20 protein-coding genes are annotated in these 18,340 nt (G+C 61.7%); 10 read left to right on the top strand and 10 right to left on the bottom strand.

From position 1 onward, the window contains the following. Positions 1-6 precede the first annotated feature (6 nt). Together ACOYQJ_RS19735 and ACOYQJ_RS19740 are read left to right on the top strand one after the other, a co-directional pair. Positions 7-441: a F0F1 ATP synthase subunit epsilon gene (locus ACOYQJ_RS19735; RefSeq protein WP_422907726.1), complete on the top strand. Its 435-nt coding sequence runs from the start codon at positions 7-9 to the stop codon at positions 439-441. Positions 442-697: 256 nt separating this feature from the next. After that, on the top strand, positions 698-1,048 hold the full coding sequence (locus tag ACOYQJ_RS19740) for an H-type lectin domain-containing protein (protein WP_422907727.1): 351 nt from the start codon (positions 698-700) through the stop codon (positions 1,046-1,048). Positions 1,049-1,051: 3 nt separating this feature from the next. Here the strand turns inward: ACOYQJ_RS19740 and ACOYQJ_RS19745 are convergent, their stop codons facing one another. Both ACOYQJ_RS19745 and ACOYQJ_RS19750 read right to left on the bottom strand, forming a co-directional pair. Next, on the bottom strand, positions 1,052-1,534 hold the full coding sequence (locus ACOYQJ_RS19745) for a hypothetical protein (RefSeq protein ID WP_422907728.1): 483 nt from the start codon (positions 1,532-1,534) through the stop codon (positions 1,052-1,054). Positions 1,535-1,622: 88 nt separating this feature from the next. Continuing rightward, positions 1,623-2,633 carry a ribose-phosphate pyrophosphokinase gene (locus ACOYQJ_RS19750; RefSeq protein ID WP_422907729.1) on the bottom strand — a complete coding sequence of 337 codons (1,011 nt, stop codon included), beginning with the start codon at positions 2,631-2,633 and terminating at the stop codon, positions 1,623-1,625. Between the two features lie 98 nt (positions 2,634-2,731). On the opposite strand from ACOYQJ_RS19750, the gene ACOYQJ_RS19755 reads away from it, so the two are divergent. Both ACOYQJ_RS19755 and ACOYQJ_RS19760 read left to right on the top strand, forming a co-directional pair. After that, positions 2,732-3,331, top strand: a complete 600-nt coding sequence (locus ACOYQJ_RS19755) for a 2-hydroxychromene-2-carboxylate isomerase (RefSeq protein ID WP_422907730.1) — start codon at positions 2,732-2,734, stop codon at positions 3,329-3,331. Beyond that, positions 3,331-4,122 carry an alpha/beta fold hydrolase gene (locus tag ACOYQJ_RS19760; RefSeq protein ID WP_422907731.1) on the top strand — a complete coding sequence of 264 codons (792 nt, stop codon included), beginning with the start codon at positions 3,331-3,333 and terminating at the stop codon, positions 4,120-4,122. The genes ACOYQJ_RS19755 and ACOYQJ_RS19760 overlap by 1 nt, the downstream gene beginning before the upstream one ends. 26 nt (positions 4,123-4,148) lie before the next feature. Here the strand turns inward: ACOYQJ_RS19760 and plsY are convergent, their stop codons facing one another. The 6 genes from plsY to ACOYQJ_RS19790 form a co-directional block, all read right to left on the bottom strand. Next, positions 4,149-4,745, bottom strand: coding sequence for a glycerol-3-phosphate 1-O-acyltransferase PlsY (gene plsY, locus ACOYQJ_RS19765; RefSeq protein WP_422907732.1), 597 nt, complete (start codon positions 4,743-4,745; stop codon positions 4,149-4,151). A gap of 102 nt (positions 4,746-4,847) precedes the next feature. Continuing rightward, positions 4,848-6,134, bottom strand: a complete 1,287-nt coding sequence (gene pyrC / locus ACOYQJ_RS19770; RefSeq protein ID WP_422907733.1) for a dihydroorotase — start codon at positions 6,132-6,134, stop codon at positions 4,848-4,850. Then, positions 6,131-6,529, bottom strand: coding sequence for a hypothetical protein (locus ACOYQJ_RS19775; RefSeq protein WP_422907734.1), 399 nt, complete (start codon positions 6,527-6,529; stop codon positions 6,131-6,133). Before ACOYQJ_RS19775 ends, pyrC begins: the two co-directional genes overlap by 4 nt. Beyond that, positions 6,526-7,095 carry a hypothetical protein gene (locus ACOYQJ_RS19780; RefSeq protein ID WP_422907735.1) on the bottom strand — a complete coding sequence of 190 codons (570 nt, stop codon included), beginning with the start codon at positions 7,093-7,095 and terminating at the stop codon, positions 6,526-6,528. The genes ACOYQJ_RS19775 and ACOYQJ_RS19780 overlap by 4 nt, the downstream gene beginning before the upstream one ends. Then, on the bottom strand, positions 7,092-7,634 hold the full coding sequence (locus ACOYQJ_RS19785) for an aspartate carbamoyltransferase catalytic subunit (protein ID WP_422907736.1): 543 nt from the start codon (positions 7,632-7,634) through the stop codon (positions 7,092-7,094). Before ACOYQJ_RS19785 ends, ACOYQJ_RS19780 begins: the two co-directional genes overlap by 4 nt. After that, complete coding sequence (locus tag ACOYQJ_RS19790; protein WP_422907737.1) at positions 7,631-8,581, bottom strand: aspartate carbamoyltransferase catalytic subunit; 951 nt, start codon at positions 8,579-8,581, stop codon at positions 7,631-7,633. The genes ACOYQJ_RS19785 and ACOYQJ_RS19790 overlap by 4 nt, the downstream gene beginning before the upstream one ends. 210 nt (positions 8,582-8,791) lie before the next feature. Here ACOYQJ_RS19790 and ACOYQJ_RS19795 point away from each other — a divergent pair, with 210 nt between their 5' ends. The 5 genes from ACOYQJ_RS19795 (at position 8,792) to ACOYQJ_RS19815 (ending at position 15,722) form a co-directional block, all read left to right on the top strand. Continuing rightward, positions 8,792-9,586, top strand: a complete 795-nt coding sequence (locus tag ACOYQJ_RS19795) for a uracil-DNA glycosylase (RefSeq protein WP_422907738.1) — start codon at positions 8,792-8,794, stop codon at positions 9,584-9,586. Beyond that, positions 9,583-10,203, top strand: a complete 621-nt coding sequence (locus ACOYQJ_RS19800; protein WP_422907739.1) for a LysE family translocator — start codon at positions 9,583-9,585, stop codon at positions 10,201-10,203. The genes ACOYQJ_RS19795 and ACOYQJ_RS19800 overlap by 4 nt, the downstream gene beginning before the upstream one ends. A 21-nt stretch (positions 10,204-10,224) precedes the next feature. After that, positions 10,225-10,767 carry a molybdenum cofactor biosynthesis protein B gene (moaB, locus tag ACOYQJ_RS19805; RefSeq protein WP_422907740.1) on the top strand — a complete coding sequence of 181 codons (543 nt, stop codon included), beginning with the start codon at positions 10,225-10,227 and terminating at the stop codon, positions 10,765-10,767. Positions 10,768-10,867: 100 nt separating this feature from the next. Beyond that, positions 10,868-12,325 (top strand): efflux RND transporter periplasmic adaptor subunit, encoded by a 1,458-nt coding sequence (locus tag ACOYQJ_RS19810; protein WP_422907741.1) that lies wholly within the window; start codon positions 10,868-10,870, stop codon positions 12,323-12,325. A gap of 1 nt (position 12,326) precedes the next feature. Then, entirely contained in the window at positions 12,327-15,722 is a 3,396-nt protein-coding gene (locus ACOYQJ_RS19815; protein WP_422907742.1) for an efflux RND transporter permease subunit, read from the top strand. Positions 15,723-15,753: 31 nt separating this feature from the next. Here ACOYQJ_RS19815 and ACOYQJ_RS19820 read toward each other — a convergent pair whose 3' ends face one another. After that, complete coding sequence (locus tag ACOYQJ_RS19820) at positions 15,754-16,548, bottom strand: protein-disulfide reductase DsbD domain-containing protein (protein ID WP_422907743.1); 795 nt, start codon at positions 16,546-16,548, stop codon at positions 15,754-15,756. 153 nt (positions 16,549-16,701) lie between these two features. Here ACOYQJ_RS19820 and ACOYQJ_RS19825 point away from each other — a divergent pair, with 153 nt between their 5' ends. Then, positions 16,702-17,283, top strand: a complete 582-nt coding sequence (locus ACOYQJ_RS19825) for a YqgE/AlgH family protein (protein WP_422907744.1) — start codon at positions 16,702-16,704, stop codon at positions 17,281-17,283. Between the two features lie 30 nt (positions 17,284-17,313). Here ACOYQJ_RS19825 and ACOYQJ_RS19830 read toward each other — a convergent pair whose 3' ends face one another. Beyond that, positions 17,314-18,261 (bottom strand): L-threonylcarbamoyladenylate synthase, encoded by a 948-nt coding sequence (locus ACOYQJ_RS19830; protein ID WP_422907745.1) that lies wholly within the window; start codon positions 18,259-18,261, stop codon positions 17,314-17,316. Between the last annotated feature and the right edge of the window lie 79 nt (positions 18,262-18,340).

Below are 18,340 nucleotides of genomic sequence, written 5' to 3' on the forward strand. Positions count from 1 at the left end.
TTTCACATGGCAGAGACAATGCAATTTGATCTGGTCAGCCCGGAACGCAGCTTGCTGTCGACCCGTGTTAAATCGGTTCAGATCCCTGGTGCGGATGGCGACATGACCGCCATGCCGAACCACGCGCCGACGATCACAACCCTGCGCCCCGGTATCCTCAAGGTGGAAACCGAGAGCGGGATGGAAGAATTCGTTGTTACGGGTGGTTTCGCGGAGATTGGCGAGAGCCTGTCGGTTCTGGCTGAAAAAGCGCTGCCGCGTTCGGATATGGATCAGGCGACCTATGAGGCGTTGGTGAAAGAGGCGCAAGACCTTTATCACCAGACCAAGGAAGCCTTTCAGAACGAGCCTGGCCCGGTGGACGATGCGGCCAAGCTGCTTCAGGACATGGTCGCCGTGGGCACCCACATCGGTCTTGATCCGATGAGCCCATCGTTCTGAGATTGTAGACCTTGAATTTAAAAGCCCCGCCCGGGTCACCGGAGCGGGGCTTTTTGTTTATGGGTGCGGGTTATCATATTGAGCGCCTTCGGCGCACAGGATATCGCGGGTCGCGCCTCCGGCGCGATCCGCGGGGCACGTGGCGCGACCGTGGGCACAACATATCGGCCAAAGGTCTTGGCATTTGCCTTTTGCGTTCCAATTTTTGCCGAAATGACGAAATACTACCTCAAAGGGAAGGACTTAGAGGGCGCCCATGAAGAAGTATGTCGGATCGCTTATCGGGATTGATCAGGGCAATGACGAGGTGTTCTCGGATTTTGCCAGTGGCGGTGATATGTGGACCGGCCACGGATCGCGGGAACGGCGCAAGAAGATCAAGTTCTCGGAACCCTTCCGCTCAATCCCTTCGGTTCAGGTTTCGTTGTCGCTTTGGGACATGGATCAGGGGGCCAATGTCCGCGCGGATATAGCGGCAGAGATGGTCACCGAAACCGGCTTTGACCTTGTTTTCCGCACATGGTCGGACACGCGGGTCGCGCGTGTTCGGATGACCTGGATGGCGATTGGCGAGGTGTCGAGCGAGGACGATTGGGAGTTGTACTGATCCCTACTGCATCTGGCTTTGCAGACGCTCCAGAATGATCGGGATTTCATCCAGTGTCAGACGCCCGTGTTCATGCAGGAACGCTTGGATATCGCGCCCGGTGTAACGGCCAACAAGCCGTCCGTCTTCCTCTACCAGTTTGAGCCGGGAGAGCACGACAGCCCGTTCATGGCAGATAAAGCATTTGTCCTGAAACAGCTGGCCACCGGAATTGATCGCCTCGAAATGGGCGATCAGCGTGTCGGTTTCCGCAGAGCTGAGCCGACCGTGACCTGCGCCAAGAAGATCGGCGACCAGCTTTCCGGTGGTTTTGCCTTCAAGCCCCGCGCCGGTCATTGTCATGCTTTCAAAAACGAAATCGCCAGAGTGGGCGCGGTGACAGCCCGCGCAGGCGGATTCGTAAAGCGCATGGGGATCGATATCCTGCGCATGCCCTGCTGATGCGGCCGCAAGAAGTGCCGCAGCCATCATGAAATTTTTTGGCATGGGCGGACCTCACATTTCAGCTTTGCGGAACAATCGGACGAGTCGATGCGCCAGGCATTGACGCGGATCAACCCGGCGCGAAGCTTTTTCAGAGGATGCCTTCGTAGATCGGCCCAAGCGTGTCCGTTTCGAACAATGACGAGACCGATGTACCGTTCCAGATGTTCAGGATGCTTTGCGCGAACATCGGCGCCGTCGGAAGGATGCGGATGTTCGGAGCGCTGGCGACGGCTTCAGTGGGTTGGATCGAATCGGTCAGAACAAGCGATTTCATGACCGAATTGGTCACCCGCTCGACCGCCGGCCCGGACATCACGCCGTGGCTGATATAGGCGTGCACCTCGGTCGCGCCATGCTCCATAAGCACCTCGGCGGCTTTGCACAGCGTTCCGGCCGTGTCACACATGTCATCGACGATAAAGCATTTCTTGCCGGTCACATCGCCGATCACGGTCATTTCGGCCACTTCGCCGGGCTTTTCACGGCGCTTGTCGACGATTGCCAGTGGAGCATTGATCCGTTTAGCCAGTTCGCGGGCGCGGGCCACGCCGCCAACGTCGGGCGAGATCACCATGATATCTTCCATGTTGCCCTTGAACTGGCGCAGGATGTCCAGTGCAAAGATCGGAGAGGCATAGAGGTTGTCCACCGGAATATCGAAGAACCCCTGAATCTGCGCGGCGTGTAGGTCCAGCGTCAGAACCCGCTCGATCCCTGCTTCGGCGATCATGTTGGCAACCAGCTTGGCGGTGATCGGGGTGCGGGCCTTGGTGCGGCGGTCCTGACGGGCATAGCCGAAGTACGGGATCACCGCGGTGATGCGGCTGGCCGATGAGCGGCGCAACGCATCTGCCATGATCAGCAGCTCCATCAGGTTGTCGTTGGCCGGGTTCGAGGTGCTTTGGATGATGAACATATCCTCGCCGCGGACATTCTCGTAAACCTCGACGAAAATTTCCTGATCGTTGAAACGTTCGATGCGAGCATCGACAAGGCCAACGCTCATTCCACGATAAAGCGACATCCGCCGGGCAATCGCCGCAGCAAGGGGTTTGTTGGCATTGCCCGAGATCAGCTTGGGTTCAACGACGATGGCCATGGGCGGCAGCTCCGGAGATTGTGAAGGATTCGTAACGTTGCGGATCGCTTAGCATGGCCCTAGTTTGCCTTCCAGCATCACGCGCGAAAGGCGACGACATGGCCCACATTGACTACTTTTTTGCGACTTTGTCGCCCTATGCATATCTTGCAGGCACCGAACTGGAGGATATTGCCGCCAAACATGGCGCAACGATCACATACAAACCGCTGGACATTCTGGCATTGTTTGCGCGCACCGGTGGCACGCCTCCGGGCGAACGTCATCCCAGCCGTCAGGCCTATCGCGCGCAGGAACTGACACGCCACGCGAAAAAGCGCGGAGTGCCCTTCAACCTGAAACCAGCGCATTGGCCGACGAACATGGCGCCGTCCTCTTATGCCGTGATCGCGGCGCAAAACGCCGGGGGCGGTGATATGGGCAAACTTTGCCACGCGATCCTGCGGTCGTGCTGGGCCGATGAAAAGGATGTCGCCGACGATGCGGTGATCCGGGCGTGTCTGACCGAGGCTGGGTTTGATCCTGCGCTGGCCGACAGCGGGCTGCTGGTCGGGGCCGAGACCTATGCGCGCAATCTGGATGAGGCCGTGGACAAAGGCGCCTTTGGAGCGCCTTTCTACGTTGTCGACACCGGGCAGAATTTCTGGGGCCAGGACAGGTTGGCCGATCTTGATCAGCACTTGGCGGGCGAGCTTTGATGGAGGGAATGTTCGTCGAGGCCGCTTCAGTGAACATCCGCAGCTTTGGCCATGGGGCTCAGCACGCGCTGGCGCTGCATTGCGGGCTAGGCAGTTCCGGGATGTGGAAAGCGATGGCCAGTGGTTTGGGTGAACGCCTGACCATCACCGCGCCGGACTTTCCCGGCCATGGGCGCAGCGCGCGCTTTTCCGACGAAGGCGACGTGCATGATCAGGCTTGCGACGCGGTGCGCGGATTGCTCTCGCCCGATATGCATCTGATCGGTCACAGCTTTGGCGCAACGGTGGCGTTGCGGCTGGCCTTGGAGGCGCCGGAAAAGGTGGCCTCGCTCACATTGATCGAGCCGGTGTTTTTCGCGGCGGCCAAAGGGCGACCGGGATATGATGACCATCGTGCCCGGGAAGAAGATTTCTTTGCCGTCTGTCACAGCGGGAACATGGCCGAGGCGGCGCGCACCTTCAACCGGATATGGGGTGGCGGCATTCCTTGGGACAGGTTCCCCAAATCGGTGCAAGAGGACATGGCGCGCGGCATGCCGTTTGTCGCAGGAACCGAGCCGAGCCTTTGGCAGGATCGCAGCGGCATGTTGGCTGCGGGCCGGATAGAACGGTTGACCTGCCCCGTCGTGTTGATCCGGGGCGCCGAAACCGTGCCGATCATAGCGCAGGTGCACGAAGGTTTGCTGGACCGGTTGCCCAACAGCCGCGAAGTCGTGATCGAGGGGGCGGGGCATATGCTGACCGTGACCCATGCAGCCGATGTGGCTGGCGTGATCTCTGAGGTTGTCTGAGGCGAGGCCCCGGGGGCTTTAGGCGTTTATTTCTGGCCGATCTTTGGCTCGGTCCCGTCCTTGAGTCGCGCCAGATTGGCCCGGTGCCGCCAGTAGATCAGGAAGGTCAGGATCGTGCCCATGACCAGCAGATCGACCCGCGCCATCATGAACATCCAGACCGTGGTGGACATTGCGGCCGTCAATGCAGCCACCGAGGAAATGCGCGAGATGATCGCCGCGAACAGCCATGTCGCGCAGCACAGCAGGCCAACCGGCCAGCTCAGCGCGAGAACGACGCCGAGATAGGTCGCCACGCCCTTGCCGCCCTTGAACCTAAGCCAGACCGGATAGCAATGGCCGATAAAAGCGGCGAGCCCGGCCCATTTTGCGATGCCTGCGGGCGCCAGCGCACTGGCCAACAGGACGGCGACGGCGCCTTTCAGGGCGTCGAACAGCAGCGTCGCGGCGGCGGCTCCTTTGTTGCCGGTGCGCAGAACGTTGGTTGCGCCGATGTTGCCCGAGCCGATCTGGCGCAGGTCGCCCAAACCCATCACCCGGCTGATGATGATGCCAAAGGGGATGGATCCCAGCAGATAGCCGATGACGACCCAGAGGATCAGGGGAAGCGTTTCTGCGGTCATATGGTCCTCTTTCCTGCACGGCCTGCCATTTGGCCTTTGGTTCTTTTCATTACGCCCGGTTGCGCCAGATACTCAGCCAAGGCCTTGGCGTCCCGCCCGCTATCACGCTTCGAAAACGCGGGCGCCGCCGACCCATGTGCCCAGCACCTTGCCCTGAAGCCGCGCGCCATCAAAAGGTGTATTCTTTGATTTCGACCGCAGCTTGAAGCGGTCGAGCACCAGCGGCTTGTCCGCATCGAACAATACCAGATCGGCTGGCGCCCCGACGCTGAGCCGACCACCCGCCAGCCCCAGCCGTTTGGCGGGGTTCAGCGACAGCGCGCGGAACAAGGTGGGCAATTCAAGCTCGCCGGAATGGTAGAGGCGTAGCAGCACCGGCAGCATGGTTTCCAGACCGACAGCACCGCTGGCGGCCTCTTCGTAGGGCAGGCGCTTGCTTTCCTCGTCCTGCGGCGTGTGGAAACTGCCGATGATGTCGATCAACCCGGAGCGGATCGCTTCGATGATCGCCTGCCGGTCTTCTTCCGATCGCAGCGGCGGTTTGACCTTGAAAAAGGTGCGATAGTCCGCGACGTCCAGCTCGTTCAGCGTCAGGTGATGCATCGAGGTGCCGGCGGTCACGTCAAACCCGTTCTTCTTGGCGCGTTCCAGCGCCGGCAGGGCGCGGGCGGTGGTGATCTGGTCAGCGTGATAGCGCACGCCGGTCATCTCGACCAAGGCGATGTCGCGGTCCAACCCCATCCGTTCGGCCATTGGCGAAACCGCTGGCAGACCCCGCAGGGTGGCGAACTTGCCCGAGGTCACAGCGGCACCTTTCGACAGGAGCGGCTCTTGCGGGTGGCCCATGACAAGGGCACCAAGGCTGCGCGCATAGGTCATGGCGCGGGTCAGGACCTTGGTGTCGGTGACAACGCTGTCGCAATCGGTAAAGCCGACGGCCCCCGCATCCATGAGAAAGCCGAACTCGGTCATCTCGCGCCCTTCGCGGCCCTTGGTCAGGGCGGCCATGGGCAGGACGTTGACGGGACAGTCATCCTCGGCGCGTTCAAGAATAAAGCTCAGGACTTCGGGCGTGTCGATTGCGGGGCTGGTATCGGGGCGGGTGACGATGGTGGTCACACCGCCTGCCGCTGCGGCCAGACCGGCGGATTTGTAGCTTTCCTTGTGGCGTTCGCCCGGCTCGCCGACCTTGACACCAATGTCGATGATGCCCGGAGCCAGAAACGCGCCACCGCAATCAATGACGTCCGCGTCCTCGGTCGGGCCAAGGCGATCCTGCTCGGTCATGATTTCGACAATCTTGCCGTCGGCAACCAGCACGGCACCGGGGGCAATGCTGTCGTTTTCAGGGTCGATCAGGCGGGCGTTGAGGAAAAGTGTCTTGGTCATTCATTGCTTCCTTGCGCGCGGGCGCTTTCGATCCGGGCGATGGTGGCCTGCGGGTCAGCCTGAAACTTGATCAGGTGTTTGTCCCCGGTTCGGGTGATGATCTGCACCGCCGAGCCAAGGGCACGCAGCTTGGCGATCTGATCAAGGGGCACGATGCGGCCCGCCGGGCCATTCAGCGCGCCGTCAACCAGTTCCCAATGGGCGGCCAGTTCTTCGTCCATCAGATACCAGCCGCGAATGGCCACGGCGGCCAGCCCGCCAATGGCCCCGGTCCAGACATACGGATTGCCCGCGGCCCAAAGGATCGCCATCCCGGCCGCCATTGCTATGGCGGCCAGCGTCAGGTGCGACTGGACATAGGTGCTTCGATCCGGGGCAAAACTGGCTTGGGTCATGATGCCTCGGTTTGGAGCGAACGCATTCGTTTGTAAACCTCGCGCGCGTCCGGAATGCGGTCAAAACCGTAGGGAGTGGTACCAATCACCGTGCGGCTGATTTCGTCGCCAAACCGATGTGTATGGGTGGCGAACCAGACCGACCCCGGGGGACGGTCATCAAGAATCAGCGGGGTAAGGGCTGTAATCGGGTGGCTTTCGATGCGAACGGGCAGCAATGGCGCGTCGATGTAGATCACGGCCTGTTTGTTGGTCAGGAAATAGCGCGTGTAACGACGTATCCATGCGCGGGTAAGTGCGTAGCCGCCGATCCCGTTCAGCCCGCTAAGCAGCAGTGCAAATAGAAACGCCAGGATCAGAAGCTTAAGCCAAAGCGCGCCGGGATCAAAATTCCACATGGCCCAAAGGCCGGGGCCAGCCAGCAACGCAATCAACAGGATGTCGAAAAAGATGACCGAAGCTGGCGGGCGCGGGTGCAGGCTGGGTGAGCAATTGGGGCGGCCCTGCCACAGCAGCGTCTCGCCCGATATATCGAGCGGTGGCACGGCCCCGGCGGGATCGATCATCGCAGGATCTTGGCCAGCACAAGAAGAACCAGCAGGCCGAGGCCGATGAGTATGACCTTGAGCAGCGTAGACGTGCTGCGCCCCGGCGGGACGCCTTCGCCGCCGCCGACGATGCCCCGCGCCGATGCTGAGCGGATGCGGGCGCCGCGCCCGCGCGGCGCGTCCTCGGAGAATGTTCCGACCCAACGCAGCGGCGCGGCCACCGAAAGCGTCTGCGTCGTGTTGTCAAAGGCTTGACTGGGCAGGATCACGGCGTGCCCTTTCAAGGCGTCGATCTGCGGGCGGGCGGCATTGAAATCAGCGCCCGAGGCATTGTGCGCTTCGGCCATGTAGCGTGACAACGGCATGTCTTCGAGATCGCTGATATCGACCACATCAACAAAGGCCGGACGCAGCGCCGTGGCCCCCAGTCCGTATTTCAAGGGCCATTCGCCAGTGCCTGCCATGGTGGTAAAGCGCTCGATCGCCTCGGCGGGCAGGTCGAGGTGGAACAGCCGGACCGTTCCGGTTTCCGATCCGTTGATGTTCATTTTTGTCATGCCATGACCTCGGTTGGACGGGCGCGCAGGTTGCGGGCCAGAAGGTCCATCGCGGCCATACGCACCGCGACGCCCATTTCGACCTGATCCTGAATGACGCTGCGGTTGATGTCATCGGCAAGCGTGCCGTCGATCTCGACGCCCCGGTTCATCGGTCCTGGGTGCATGACGATGGCGTCTTCCCTGGCGTTCGACAGCTTTTCGGCATCCAACCCGTAGCGGTGGTAATATTCCCGCTCGGACGGGATGAAACCGCCGTCCATACGTTCCTTTTGCAGGCGGAGCATCATGACGACATCGACGTCTTTCAAGCCTTCGGCCATGTTGTCATAGACCTCGACGCCAAAGTGTTCGATCCCCGAGGGCATAAGCGTGGCCGGACCCACAAGGCGGATGCGGTTTTCCATCTTGTGCAGCAGCAGGATGTTCGATCGCGCCACGCGGGAATGGGCGATGTCGCCGCAGATGGCGATGTTCAGCCGGTGCAGGCGACCCTTGGCGCGGCGGATGGTCAGCGCGTCCAACAGCGCCTGCGTGGGGTGTTCGTGGCGTCCGTCCCCGGCGTTCAGGACGGCGCAATTGACTTTTTGGCTCAGCAGATCGACGGCGCCGGAATGCGGATGACGCACGACCAGAAGATCGGGGCGCATGGCGTTCAGCGTCATCGCCGTGTCGATCAGGGTTTCCCCCTTTTTGATCGAGCTCGCCTGCATTGCCATGTTCATCACATCCGCACCCAGCCGCTTGCCCGCCAGTTCGAAACTGGCCTGCGTGCGGGTCGAATTTTCGAAGAACATGTTGATTTGCGTCAGTCCCGCCAGGGCGTTTGCATGTTTGTCACGTCGCCGGTTGAAGCTGACATACTGGTCGGCAAGATCCAGAAGGGTTGTAATCTCGTCGGGGCGCAGGGGCTCGATGCCCAGAAGGTGGCGGTGGTCGAAACGCATGAGGCCCTCGTGTTGATCTAGTGCCGTAATAGAAAGCAGCGCGCCCGGGGGCAAGGGCCGGGGCGCTGGCTAGGCACAGCTTCGCGCGCGGCTAAAGCCGCACCTTTACCTTAGGTCGTGTTTGTGGCCGATCTTTGGCCGTTAGTATTTGTGAAAAGAACGCGCGCTGCGCATTTCCAATGGCCAAGTGCAAGGGATAAGGTGCTTCCGATGGAATCGGCATTGGATTGGCATACGGCGCGGGCCTTGCTTGAATGGCAGCTCGAGATGGGGGTGGACGAGGCGATCTCGGACAGCCCGGTGGATCGATTTGCCGTCGAACATGCCGCGCGCGAGCAGGCCAAGGCCAAAAAATCGCAGGTGGCCGTGGCGCGGGGCGCTCCGGGCGCGGTGCCGCAGCAAGAGGGGCCAGACCCCGTTGAAGCGGCGGTCGCCAGTGCCAAAGGCGCCGGTGATCTGGATGCGCTACGCGCTGCCATGGGCGCCTATGATCATTGTGAATTGAAACGCGGGGCGCGCAATCTGGTATTCTCGGACGGGGTGCCGGGCGCTCGGGTCATGATCATCGGCGAAGCGCCGGGGCGTGATGAGGACCGCGAAGGCAAGCCTTTCGTTGGGCGCGCCGGGCAACTGCTTGACAGGATGCTTTCGGCGATAGACTTGAGCCGCAAAGAAAGCGTCTACATCACCAATGTGGTGCCATGGCGGCCGCCACAAAACCGCGATCCCAATGCTGAAGAGATCGCCATGATGCTGCCATTTCTGCATCGGCATATTGCGCTGGCCAAGCCGGACGTGCTGGTCATCGTCGGCAATATCAGCTGTCAGGCGCTTTTGGGCAAACGCGGGATCACCCGGTTGCGCGGACAGTGGGCAGAAGTGCAGGGCAAGCCCGCGCTGCCGATGGTGCATCCGGCCTATCTGTTGCGGACGCCCGCCGCCAAACGCGAAGCATGGGCAGATCTTTTGACGTTGAAAGCCAAGCTCAGGGCGATGGCGCAATGATCGTGGAGCCTTTGGTTCTGGCGACTTTTGTGCCAGCCTCGCTGGCGCTGAACCTGACGCCGGGGGCGGACATGATGTTTTGCCTTGCCCAGGGCCTGCGCGGCGGAGCGCGGCCCGGATGGGCGGCCTCTGCCGGGATCGCGGCAGGCGGTTTGCTTCACGCAAGTCTTGCTGGGTTGGGGCTCAGCGCGCTCTTGGCGACGATGCCCGGCGCGTTCGAGGTGATCCGATGGGCCGGCGTGGCCTATCTTTTGTGGCTGGCGGTGCGGACCCTGCTGTCGCCCTTTGGCGGGCCAGATGTGGCGGGCCTCAGCGCCGCGCGGGCCTTTTCCCAAGGGTTCGTGGTCAATCTGACAAACCCCAAGGTGATCCTGTTTATCCTCGCCTTTGTGCCGCAGTTCGTTGACCCAACCCGCGCGATCCTGCCGCAGTTCCTTGTCTTCGGCGCAGCGCTATCTTTAGGGGGACTGATCGTAAATGGTCTGGTCGGGCAATTTGCGGGCCATCTGCGCGGTGCGCTGAGCGGCGGCACCATGGTGGAAAAAGCGCTGCGCTATGTGTCGGCGACGTTGTTCGCCGGGCTGGCGCTGCGGCTGGCAATCAGCACGGCCAGATGACACGTCGCGAGTGGGGGCAAAATGAGCCGTATCGACGAAAGCAAAGAGTTTATCCCTGTGCGCATCGCCGTTCTGACGGTCAGTGACACGCGCGGATTGGCCGAGGATCGTTCAGGCGACACCCTCGTGCAGCGGCTGACCGAAGCGGGGCATACTCTGGCGGATCGCAAGATCATCCGCGATGAACGCGCCGAGATTGCCGATCAGCTGCGCGCGTGGATCGCCGATCCCGAGGTAGACGTGGTGATCTCCACCGGCGGAACCGGGCTTACCGGGCGCGACGTGACGGTCGAGGCGCACCGCGATGTCTATGAAAAGGAAATCGACGCCTTCGGCACGGTTTTCACAATGGTGTCCTTCCAAAAAATTGGCACCAGCGCGGTTCAAAGCCGCGCCACAGGCGGCGTCGCGGGCGGCACCTATCTGTTTGCTCTGCCGGGCAGTACGGGTGCTTGCAAGGACGCATGGGATGAAATTTTGCGCTGGCAGCTCGATTTCCGGCACCGCCCTTGTAACTTTGTCGAGATTTTTCCGCGTCTGGATGAACATTTGCGACGGAAGTGATCCGAAGCAGCGTATAATCTCGTAATACCTTGTGTGGGCGCAGCTTGGGGCATACTCAAGCCTGTCCATGTTTTGCGGTGCTTTCCGCGGGGATTTATTGATGCGCTTCCTACGCAAAAGCCTGACCGGGCTGTTTCTGATGGCGATGACCTTGGGGCTGTTGTTCTATGCTGGAACAATGGTGCGCGACGCCGTGCAGGCGCGACTGAGCGAAGAACCCAGAGTGCCGCAAGCGCGCGAACGGGTCTTTGCGGTCAATGTTGTGCCGATCACGTTTGAAACAGTCACACCGGTTCTTAGCGCCTTCGGCGAGGTTCAGTCGAGCCGCACGTTGGAGCTGCGCGCAGCAAGCGGCGGGACGCTGATCGATCTTGATCCGGCCTTTGTGGAAGGTGGTCAAGTGACCGAAGGCCAGCTTTTGGCACGGATCGATCCGGCAGATGCTCAAGCGTCGCTTGAGCGAGCCGAAAGCGATCTTCTGGACGCCGAGGCCGAGCAGCGCGAAGCGGATCGCGCCATCGTTCTGGCCGGGGATGAACTGGAGGCCGCCCGCGATCAGGTGGCGCTGCGCGAGCAGGCTTTGAAGCGGCAAAACGATCTTGTGGCGCGCAATGTTGGCACCGCTGCAGCTGTCGAAACGGCCGAGCTGGCACTGTCGACCGCCAAACAGGCCGTGCTGTCGCGCCGTCAGGCCGTGGCCGCCGCACAATCACGCATCGATCAGGCCGCGACCCGGCTCAAGCGCGCTGAGATTGCGCTGGACGAGGCGCGCCGCCATCTCAGCAACACCGAAATCCGCGCCGAATTTGCGGGCACGCTGTCGGATGTTACAGTGGTCGGCGGGCGGCTCGTGTCCTCGAACGAAAAGCTGGCACAGATCGTCGATGCCAGCGCGCTGGAAGTGGTTTTTCGCGTCTCGACACAGGAATACGCGCGTTTGCTGGACGACAATGGACAGTTGCGCCGCGCCGATGTGACGGTGACACTGGATGTTTTTGGAACCAACCTTCAGGCCACCGGCACGATCAGCCGTGAAAGCGCGGCGGTGGGCGATGGCCAGACCGGGCGTCGTCTGTATGCAACCTTGAACGCGCCGCGCGGCTTTAAGCCCGGCGATTTCGTCACCGTCTCCATTCAAGAGGCTCCTTTGCCTTTTGTGGCGCGTCTGCCTGCCACGGCCGTCAATGCCGCTGGTGAAGTGCTGTTGATCGGTGAGGAAGATCGCCTGACCGTGGCTCAGGTCACGGTGCTGCGGCGACAGGGCGACGATGTTCTGATCCGCGCCCGCGATCTGGAGGGCAAAGAGGTGGTCGCTGAACGCACGCCGCTTCTGGGCGCCGGGATCCGCGTCAACCCACTGCGCAGCGGCACCTCTGCCACTCTGGTCGAACCCGAGATGCTGGAGTTGACCGAAGAACGCCGCGCCAAGCTGCGCGCCTTTGTCGAGGCCAACACCCGCATGCCCGCTGAGGCCAAGACCCGTCTGCTGGCGCAACTTTCGCAGGACAAGGTTCCGGCCAGCACGGTCGCCCGCATCGAAGCCCGGATGGGAGGCTGACATGCGCGCTTTGCCCCAAGGCGCCGGTGGAATCTTTTCCTATTTCGCCCGGCACCCGACACTGGCCAACCTGCTCTTGGTGATGCTGCTGGCCGCTGGGGCCTTTGCGGTTCCGAACATGCGGGCGCAGTTCTTTCCTGATGTGATCATCGACGAAGTCAACGTTTCGGTGCGCTGGGACGGGGCCGGGGCAGAAGACGTTGATTCCGCCGTCGTGCAGGTGCTGGAGCCGACCTTGCTTGCGGTCGAAGGGGTCGAAAGCTCGTCCGCGACATCGCGCGAAGGGCGCGCAACGATCGCCTTGGAATTTGAGCCGGGTTGGGACATGGCCCGCGCCGCCAATGACGTGCAGTCGGCAGTGGACGGGATCACCAACCTGCCCGAAGACGCAGAAGAGCCGGACGTTCAGCGCCGCTATTGGCGCGACAGGGTGACCGATTTGGTGATCACCGGCCCGGTCAGCACCGACCAACTGGCGCGGTTTGCCGATGAACTGGTGGTGCGTTTGTTCGCCGAAGGGGTGACCCGCACGACGATCCAGGGACTTGCCGCCCCGCAAACCGTGGTCGAAGTGCCGACGCAGAACCTGATCGCCAACGACGTCTCGATGGCCGCCATTGCAAGCGCCATAGGCGCCGAGGTCAACGCGGATCCGGCGGGCGATGTGGGCAGTTCAGGGGCGCGTGTCAGGACAGGCGTGGAAAAACGCAGCGCCGAAGACATCGCAGGGATCGTCCTGCGCTCGAACGCTGATGGATCCAAGCTGACTGTTGGGGATGTAGCGCGCATCCGGGTCGAAGGAATTGACCGGGCGCGCAGCTATTTTGTTGGTGATAACCCGGCCATTTCCGTGCGTGTCGATCGAAGCGACCGGGGCGATGCCATTGGAATTCAGGCAACGGTACAAGAGGTCTCGGGCGCGTTTCAGGCATCGCTTCCGCAAGGCGTCAGCATTGACCTGATCCGCACCCGGTCTGAGGCGATCACCGGCAGGCTGAATATCCTGCTGGACAACGCCATGATGGGGCTGGGTCTGGTTGTGGCCTTGTTGTTCCTGTTCCTCAACGCGCGCACTGCACTTTGGGTGGCGGCGGGGATTCCGACCTCGCTGCTGGCCGCAATTGCGCTAATGTATGTGTCCGGGCTGACCATCAACATGATCTCGCTGTTTGCGCTGATCATCACGCTTGGCATCGTGGTGGATGACGCCATCGTGGTGGGCGAACACGCCGACCATCTGGCGCGGCGCGGACTTGGCCCCTTTGAGGCAGCGGAAACGGCGGCGCGCCGTATGGCACTGCCTGTCTTCTCGGCGACGTTGACCACGATCATCGCGTTCTTTGGCCTTGTCGCGATCGGCGGGCGCTTTGGCGATCTGATCGCCGATATCCCCTTTACGGTGATCGCGGTGCTTTTGGCCTCATTGGTCGAATGCTTTTTGATCCTGCCGAACCACATGGCCCATGCGCTGGCCCACAGCGCCAAGAGCCACTGGTATGATCTGCCTTCGCGCCTGACCAACCGGGGGTTCCGCTGGTTTCGGGAAACGCTTTTCCGCCCCTTCATGGCGGGCGTGATCGCCGCGCGCTATGTGGTGCTGGCCGGGGCTGTTGTGGCCTTCGCCAGCCAGGCTGCTCTGTTCATTCGTGGTGATGTACAGTGGAGGTTCTTCAATTCGCCCGAGCGGCCTTCGATCACCGGGAACTTTGCAATGGCGCCCGGCGCCGTCCGCGAAGATACGCTGGCTCAGATGCGGCTGCTTCAGAAAACTACCGAAGAGCTGGGCACCGAATACGAAGAACGCTACGGCGCCAATCCGTTGCTCTATGTGATGGCCGAGATCGGCGGCAACTCGGGCCGGGGGCTGGCCGGGGCCGACAGCAAGGATCCGGATCAATTGGGCGGTATTTCCATCGAGTTAATCGAAGCGGACCTGCGCCCCTATTCCAGCTTTGCCTTTGTAGGCGAGCTTCAGGAACGCGTGACCAAGCATCCTCTGGTCGAAACGATTTCGTTCCGTGGATGGCGCTCCGGTCCCGGCGGGGATGCGTTGGACGTGCAGTTTTATGGCGCCAGCGCCGAGGTTCTCAAGCGCGCCTCAGAGGATCTCAAGGCTGCGGTCACCCGCTTCCCCGAGGTGTCGGCTGTCGAGGACAATCTGGCCTACGACAAAGAAGAACTGATCCTTGAACTGACGCCGCAAGGGCTGGCGTTGGGCTTTGACATCGACGGTTTGGGGCGCGTGTTGCGCAACCGGCTGGGCGGAATCGAGGCAGCGACCTATCCCGATGGTCCGCGCTCGGCCACGATCCGGGTGGAACTGCCCGAGGACGAGCTGACCGCCGATTTCCTTGAACGGACCCACATGCGGACGGACGCGGGCGAATACGTGCCCTTGGCCGATCTGGTCAGCGTCAAACGCCGCACCGGATTTTCGACCGTTCTGCGCGAGAATGGCATTCGTCAGATTTCCGTCACCGGCGATATTTCCGAAGATGATCCGGCCCGTGCGACGGAAATCATGAAAGCGCTGGAAGAAGAGATTTTGCCCGGAATCGCCTCGGCCCGGCAGGTGGATTACCGGATTTCCGGTTTGGCTGAGCAAGAGAACGAGTTTCTGGCCGATGCGTTAAGCGGTCTGGTGCTGGTTCTGTTGAGCATCTACCTTGTTCTGGCTTGGGTTTTCGCCAGTTGGACCCGGCCCATGGTTGTCATGTCGGTAATCCCATTCGGTCTGGTGGGCGCGATCTATGGCCATGCGGTCTGGGAGATTCCTTTGAGCATGTTCACGGTTGTCGGCCTGCTGGGGATGACGGGTATCATCATCAACGACTCGATTGTTCTGGTCACCCAGATCGACGAATACGCCGCCGAGCGGGGCATCCTGCCGTCGATCATCGACGGTGCGGCAGATCGCCTGCGACCGGTGTTCCTGACCACGGCGACGACGGTTCTGGGCCTTGCGCCTTTGCTGTATGAACGGTCATCCGATGCGCAGTTCCTCAAGCCGACGGTGGTGACGCTTGTCTATGGGTTGGGCTTTGGATTGGTTCTGGTGCTGATGGTCGTGCCTGCGCTGATCGCTGTGCAACATGACATGGGCAAGATGCGGCAGGCCTTTCAACGCGGGCTCAGGTTCCGGGCAATGGGTGTGCGCAGTATGATCTGGCTGGCGTCGCTGGCGCTGCTGGGCTGGCTGGGCGCAACCATGGGCCATGTGGCATGGACCGGAGAGCTGCCCAAGAAACTCGCGCTTCCTCAAATCGCCACGCTATCGCCGATGCTGGCGGCCTTTGGGTTGTTCATCCTTGGGGCGGCCGTGTTTACGCTGGCACTGTATGTGCTGAGTGGACTTGCGCTGATGCTGTCGCGGCGGCTGCGGCGCTCTGCAGCCTGAAAGTGGGCGGGGTAGACCCCGTCCCTAGGGCTCAGCGGTCGCAGCCTTTGATGTCCACGGCCATGCCGCTGGAAATCACGGTGATCCGCACGCCTGACCGATCCAGCGCAAAAGCGGCTCCGTCCATATGGGACAGCCGTGTTTCGCTGACCAGTTGACCGCCTTCCCAACGGCTTGTCGGCTCGGCCACCCAGACATTGGGGTCGGCGGTTTCGATCACGGTTTCAGGGGCGCCGCTGCTGCGGGGCATGTTGATCCTGGCTTTCAGGGTCATACCGTCACTGCCAAGCCCGACCTCGCATTTGACCGCTTTCACGCCGGCTTCGGCAGCGGAAAAAGGCACATCGGCCATGGCTGCGGCGATCATTGGATCTGGTTTGCCCCCCGATGCGGGCAGAATTGCCTCGACTCGTACGCGATGCGGCAGGCAGACATCCTTGCAGATGCCAATGTCGATCACGCCGCGCAGCCGGCTGTCCTTGCCAAGGTTGCGCAGGCTGACGCGCAGGGGCAGAACAACCTCGCCCTTGTAGCCAATCGAGCGCATGCCGGATTGGTGAAAGACATGCGGCGCGGGCCAATGTACCTCGACCGCGCGGGTCTGACCGCCGCGCCAGTCGAAAATCGGCGGGATGCCAGCGTCGCCGGGGGCGCGCCAATAGGTTTTCCATCCCGGGGCCAACGTCAGGTGCAATGCGGCCATATGATCGCCATTTGGCAGCCGCCAGCCGGGGCGCAGCTCGGCCTGAACGACGTCGTCATAGCCGCCAGCAACCGCGATGGCGGGCAGGCAAACAAGGGGCAGCAGGGCGCGGATTATCTTCATGCGATTTACATGGCGCTTTTTGTGGTGAATTTGAAGTCACGTATTAGCGATGCACACGGCACGGTGCCACAAGTGTCACGCCCGGCTTTCCCTTGCACGCAGCGCGTTGGAGGGCCATGTTAGAAAGACAGACACGGGAGAAAGACCGCCAAAATGACGGAGCAGACCCCTCTTGGCACAACTGATTTGATTGGGAAAATGCTGATCGCAATGCCCGGCATGGGCGATCCGCGTTTCGAGCATAGCGTTGTCTTTATCTGTGATCACTCGGACGACGGTGCGATGGGGTTGATCGTGAACAAGCCCAGTAGCGATGTCGATATCAAGTCGTTGATGATGCAACTCGATATCGACATTAGCGTGGGCCTTTCAGATCATGCCGTACATTTCGGTGGCCCGGTCGAAATGGGCCGGGGATTTGTGCTGCACTCACCTGATTATGCGTCTGCGGTGACGACTTTGCAGGTCAAAGACGACATCAGCATGACCGCCACGCTGGACATCCTCGAAGAACTGGCGCGTGGCGAAGGGCCGTCAAAGTGGCTGATGACGCTGGGCTATTCCGGTTGGGGCCCGGGGCAGCTTGAAAGCGAGTTGACGCAGAATGGGTGGTTGGTCTGTGATGCCTCGGCGCGGTTAATCTTTGACCTCCCGGACCTTGAGAAGTGGGAAGCTGCGCTTGAGACTCTCGGGGTTGCCGCCTTGGCCCTTTCAGCCGAAGGCGGACGCGCTTGAAAACACGTAAATTGGGCGCTGACCGGCCTGCTACCGCTCGGCCGCAGCCCGACTGAGCCGGTCGTTGATCGCCACGCCAAGACCGATATGCGGAATGGGCGAGACGGCGATGGTATGTGCGCCCAATGCGTCCAGCCGGTGCAGGTATTCAAACAGGTTGGCGGCGGCTTCGGTCATGTCCTCGGAGGGCGACAGGTTGAGATCGCAGTCGACCGCGCCAAAGCCTAACCGCGCTTCGCCGGGGTCCCAATCAGTGGCGTTCAGCCGGACGCTGGCGCGCGGCGCATAGTGAGAGCGGGTCTGCCCCGGCGCCGAGATTGCCTCGGTGTCGCGGCGTTCAGCCACGCGGGCGCCGAGGGTTTCGCTCAGCGCGTCAAGAGTGATCCCACCGGGCCGCAGAAGGGTCGGCTTGCCCGCAAGGCCAAGTATGGTGGATTCGAGCCCCACCTGACATGGGCCGCCGTCGACCACCGCTTCGATCCGTCCGGATAGCCCTTCAAGGACATGCGCGGCGCGCGTCGGGCTGATCTGTCCCGACCGGTTGGCAGAAGGTGCTGCAACCGGCCCGCCAAAGGCGTGCAACAAGGCGCGGGCGACGGGCGCTTCGGGCATGCGCACGGCCAGGGTGTCCAGCCCGGCTGTGACCAACTTGGAAATCTTGGCACCGTCGCGCAGCGGCAGAACCAGCGTCAGTGGGCCGGGCCAAAAGGCCTGCGCAACTGCATCGGCGTTGTCGTTCCAGACCACAAGGTCTTTTACGGCGTCCAGATCGGCGAGATGCACAATCAGCGGGTTGAAGCTGGGCCGCCCCTTTGCTTCGTAAATCCGGGCAACGGCGCGGTCATTGCCGGCATCAGCGCCCAGTCCATAAACGGTCTCGGTTGGAAAGGCGACAAGGGCGCCTTGGTGCAGCAGGGCCGCAGCCCGTTCCAGCCCTTCGGCGTCTGGCGCTAGTGTCTGGGTGGTAAGCTTGGCCATGGGTCCCCGTACCGCAATTTAGTGACGCGGCGTTTCAGTTGAAGGCGGCGCAGGGCAGTATACCGTGAACGCCACAAAT

Origin of the sequence: Pacificoceanicola algae, assembly GCF_049341065.1 — a bacterium.
In the GTDB taxonomy this organism is placed as follows: domain Bacteria; phylum Pseudomonadota; class Alphaproteobacteria; order Rhodobacterales; family Rhodobacteraceae; genus Pacificoceanicola.

What these genes read in the sequence shown, in the direction of transcription:
- ACOYQJ_RS19795 (WP_422907738.1), top strand. Translation starts at nt 8,792, where the DNA reads ATGGAATCGGCATTGGATTGGCATACGGCGCGGGCCTTGCTTGAATGG.
- ACOYQJ_RS19785 (WP_422907736.1), bottom strand. Translation starts at nt 7,634, where the DNA reads ATGACAAAAATGAACATCAACGGATCGGAAACCGGAACGGTCCGGCTG.
- ACOYQJ_RS19750 (WP_422907729.1), bottom strand. Translation starts at nt 2,633, where the DNA reads ATGGCCATCGTCGTTGAACCCAAGCTGATCTCGGGCAATGCCAACAAA.
- ACOYQJ_RS19800 (WP_422907739.1), top strand. Translation starts at nt 9,583, where the DNA reads ATGATCGTGGAGCCTTTGGTTCTGGCGACTTTTGTGCCAGCCTCGCTG.
- ACOYQJ_RS19830 (WP_422907745.1), bottom strand. Translation starts at nt 18,261, where the DNA reads ATGGCCAAGCTTACCACCCAGACACTAGCGCCAGACGCCGAAGGGCTG.
- ACOYQJ_RS19740 (WP_422907727.1), top strand. Translation starts at nt 698, where the DNA reads ATGAAGAAGTATGTCGGATCGCTTATCGGGATTGATCAGGGCAATGAC.
- ACOYQJ_RS19735 (WP_422907726.1), top strand. Translation starts at nt 7, where the DNA reads ATGGCAGAGACAATGCAATTTGATCTGGTCAGCCCGGAACGCAGCTTG.
- ACOYQJ_RS19760 (WP_422907731.1), top strand. Translation starts at nt 3,331, where the DNA reads ATGGAGGGAATGTTCGTCGAGGCCGCTTCAGTGAACATCCGCAGCTTT.
- ACOYQJ_RS19820 (WP_422907743.1), bottom strand. Translation starts at nt 16,548, where the DNA reads ATGAAGATAATCCGCGCCCTGCTGCCCCTTGTTTGCCTGCCCGCCATC.
- ACOYQJ_RS19825 (WP_422907744.1), top strand. Translation starts at nt 16,702, where the DNA reads ATGACGGAGCAGACCCCTCTTGGCACAACTGATTTGATTGGGAAAATG.
- ACOYQJ_RS19745 (WP_422907728.1), bottom strand. Translation starts at nt 1,534, where the DNA reads ATGCCAAAAAATTTCATGATGGCTGCGGCACTTCTTGCGGCCGCATCA.
- ACOYQJ_RS19775 (WP_422907734.1), bottom strand. Translation starts at nt 6,529, where the DNA reads ATGACCCAAGCCAGTTTTGCCCCGGATCGAAGCACCTATGTCCAGTCG.
- plsY (WP_422907732.1), bottom strand. Translation starts at nt 4,745, where the DNA reads ATGACCGCAGAAACGCTTCCCCTGATCCTCTGGGTCGTCATCGGCTAT.
- ACOYQJ_RS19810 (WP_422907741.1), top strand. Translation starts at nt 10,868, where the DNA reads ATGCGCTTCCTACGCAAAAGCCTGACCGGGCTGTTTCTGATGGCGATG.
- ACOYQJ_RS19790 (WP_422907737.1), bottom strand. Translation starts at nt 8,581, where the DNA reads ATGCGTTTCGACCACCGCCACCTTCTGGGCATCGAGCCCCTGCGCCCC.
- ACOYQJ_RS19780 (WP_422907735.1), bottom strand. Translation starts at nt 7,095, where the DNA reads ATGATCGATCCCGCCGGGGCCGTGCCACCGCTCGATATATCGGGCGAG.
- pyrC (WP_422907733.1), bottom strand. Translation starts at nt 6,134, where the DNA reads ATGACCAAGACACTTTTCCTCAACGCCCGCCTGATCGACCCTGAAAAC.
- moaB (WP_422907740.1), top strand. Translation starts at nt 10,225, where the DNA reads ATGAGCCGTATCGACGAAAGCAAAGAGTTTATCCCTGTGCGCATCGCC.
- ACOYQJ_RS19815 (WP_422907742.1), top strand. Translation starts at nt 12,327, where the DNA reads ATGCGCGCTTTGCCCCAAGGCGCCGGTGGAATCTTTTCCTATTTCGCC.
- ACOYQJ_RS19755 (WP_422907730.1), top strand. Translation starts at nt 2,732, where the DNA reads ATGGCCCACATTGACTACTTTTTTGCGACTTTGTCGCCCTATGCATAT.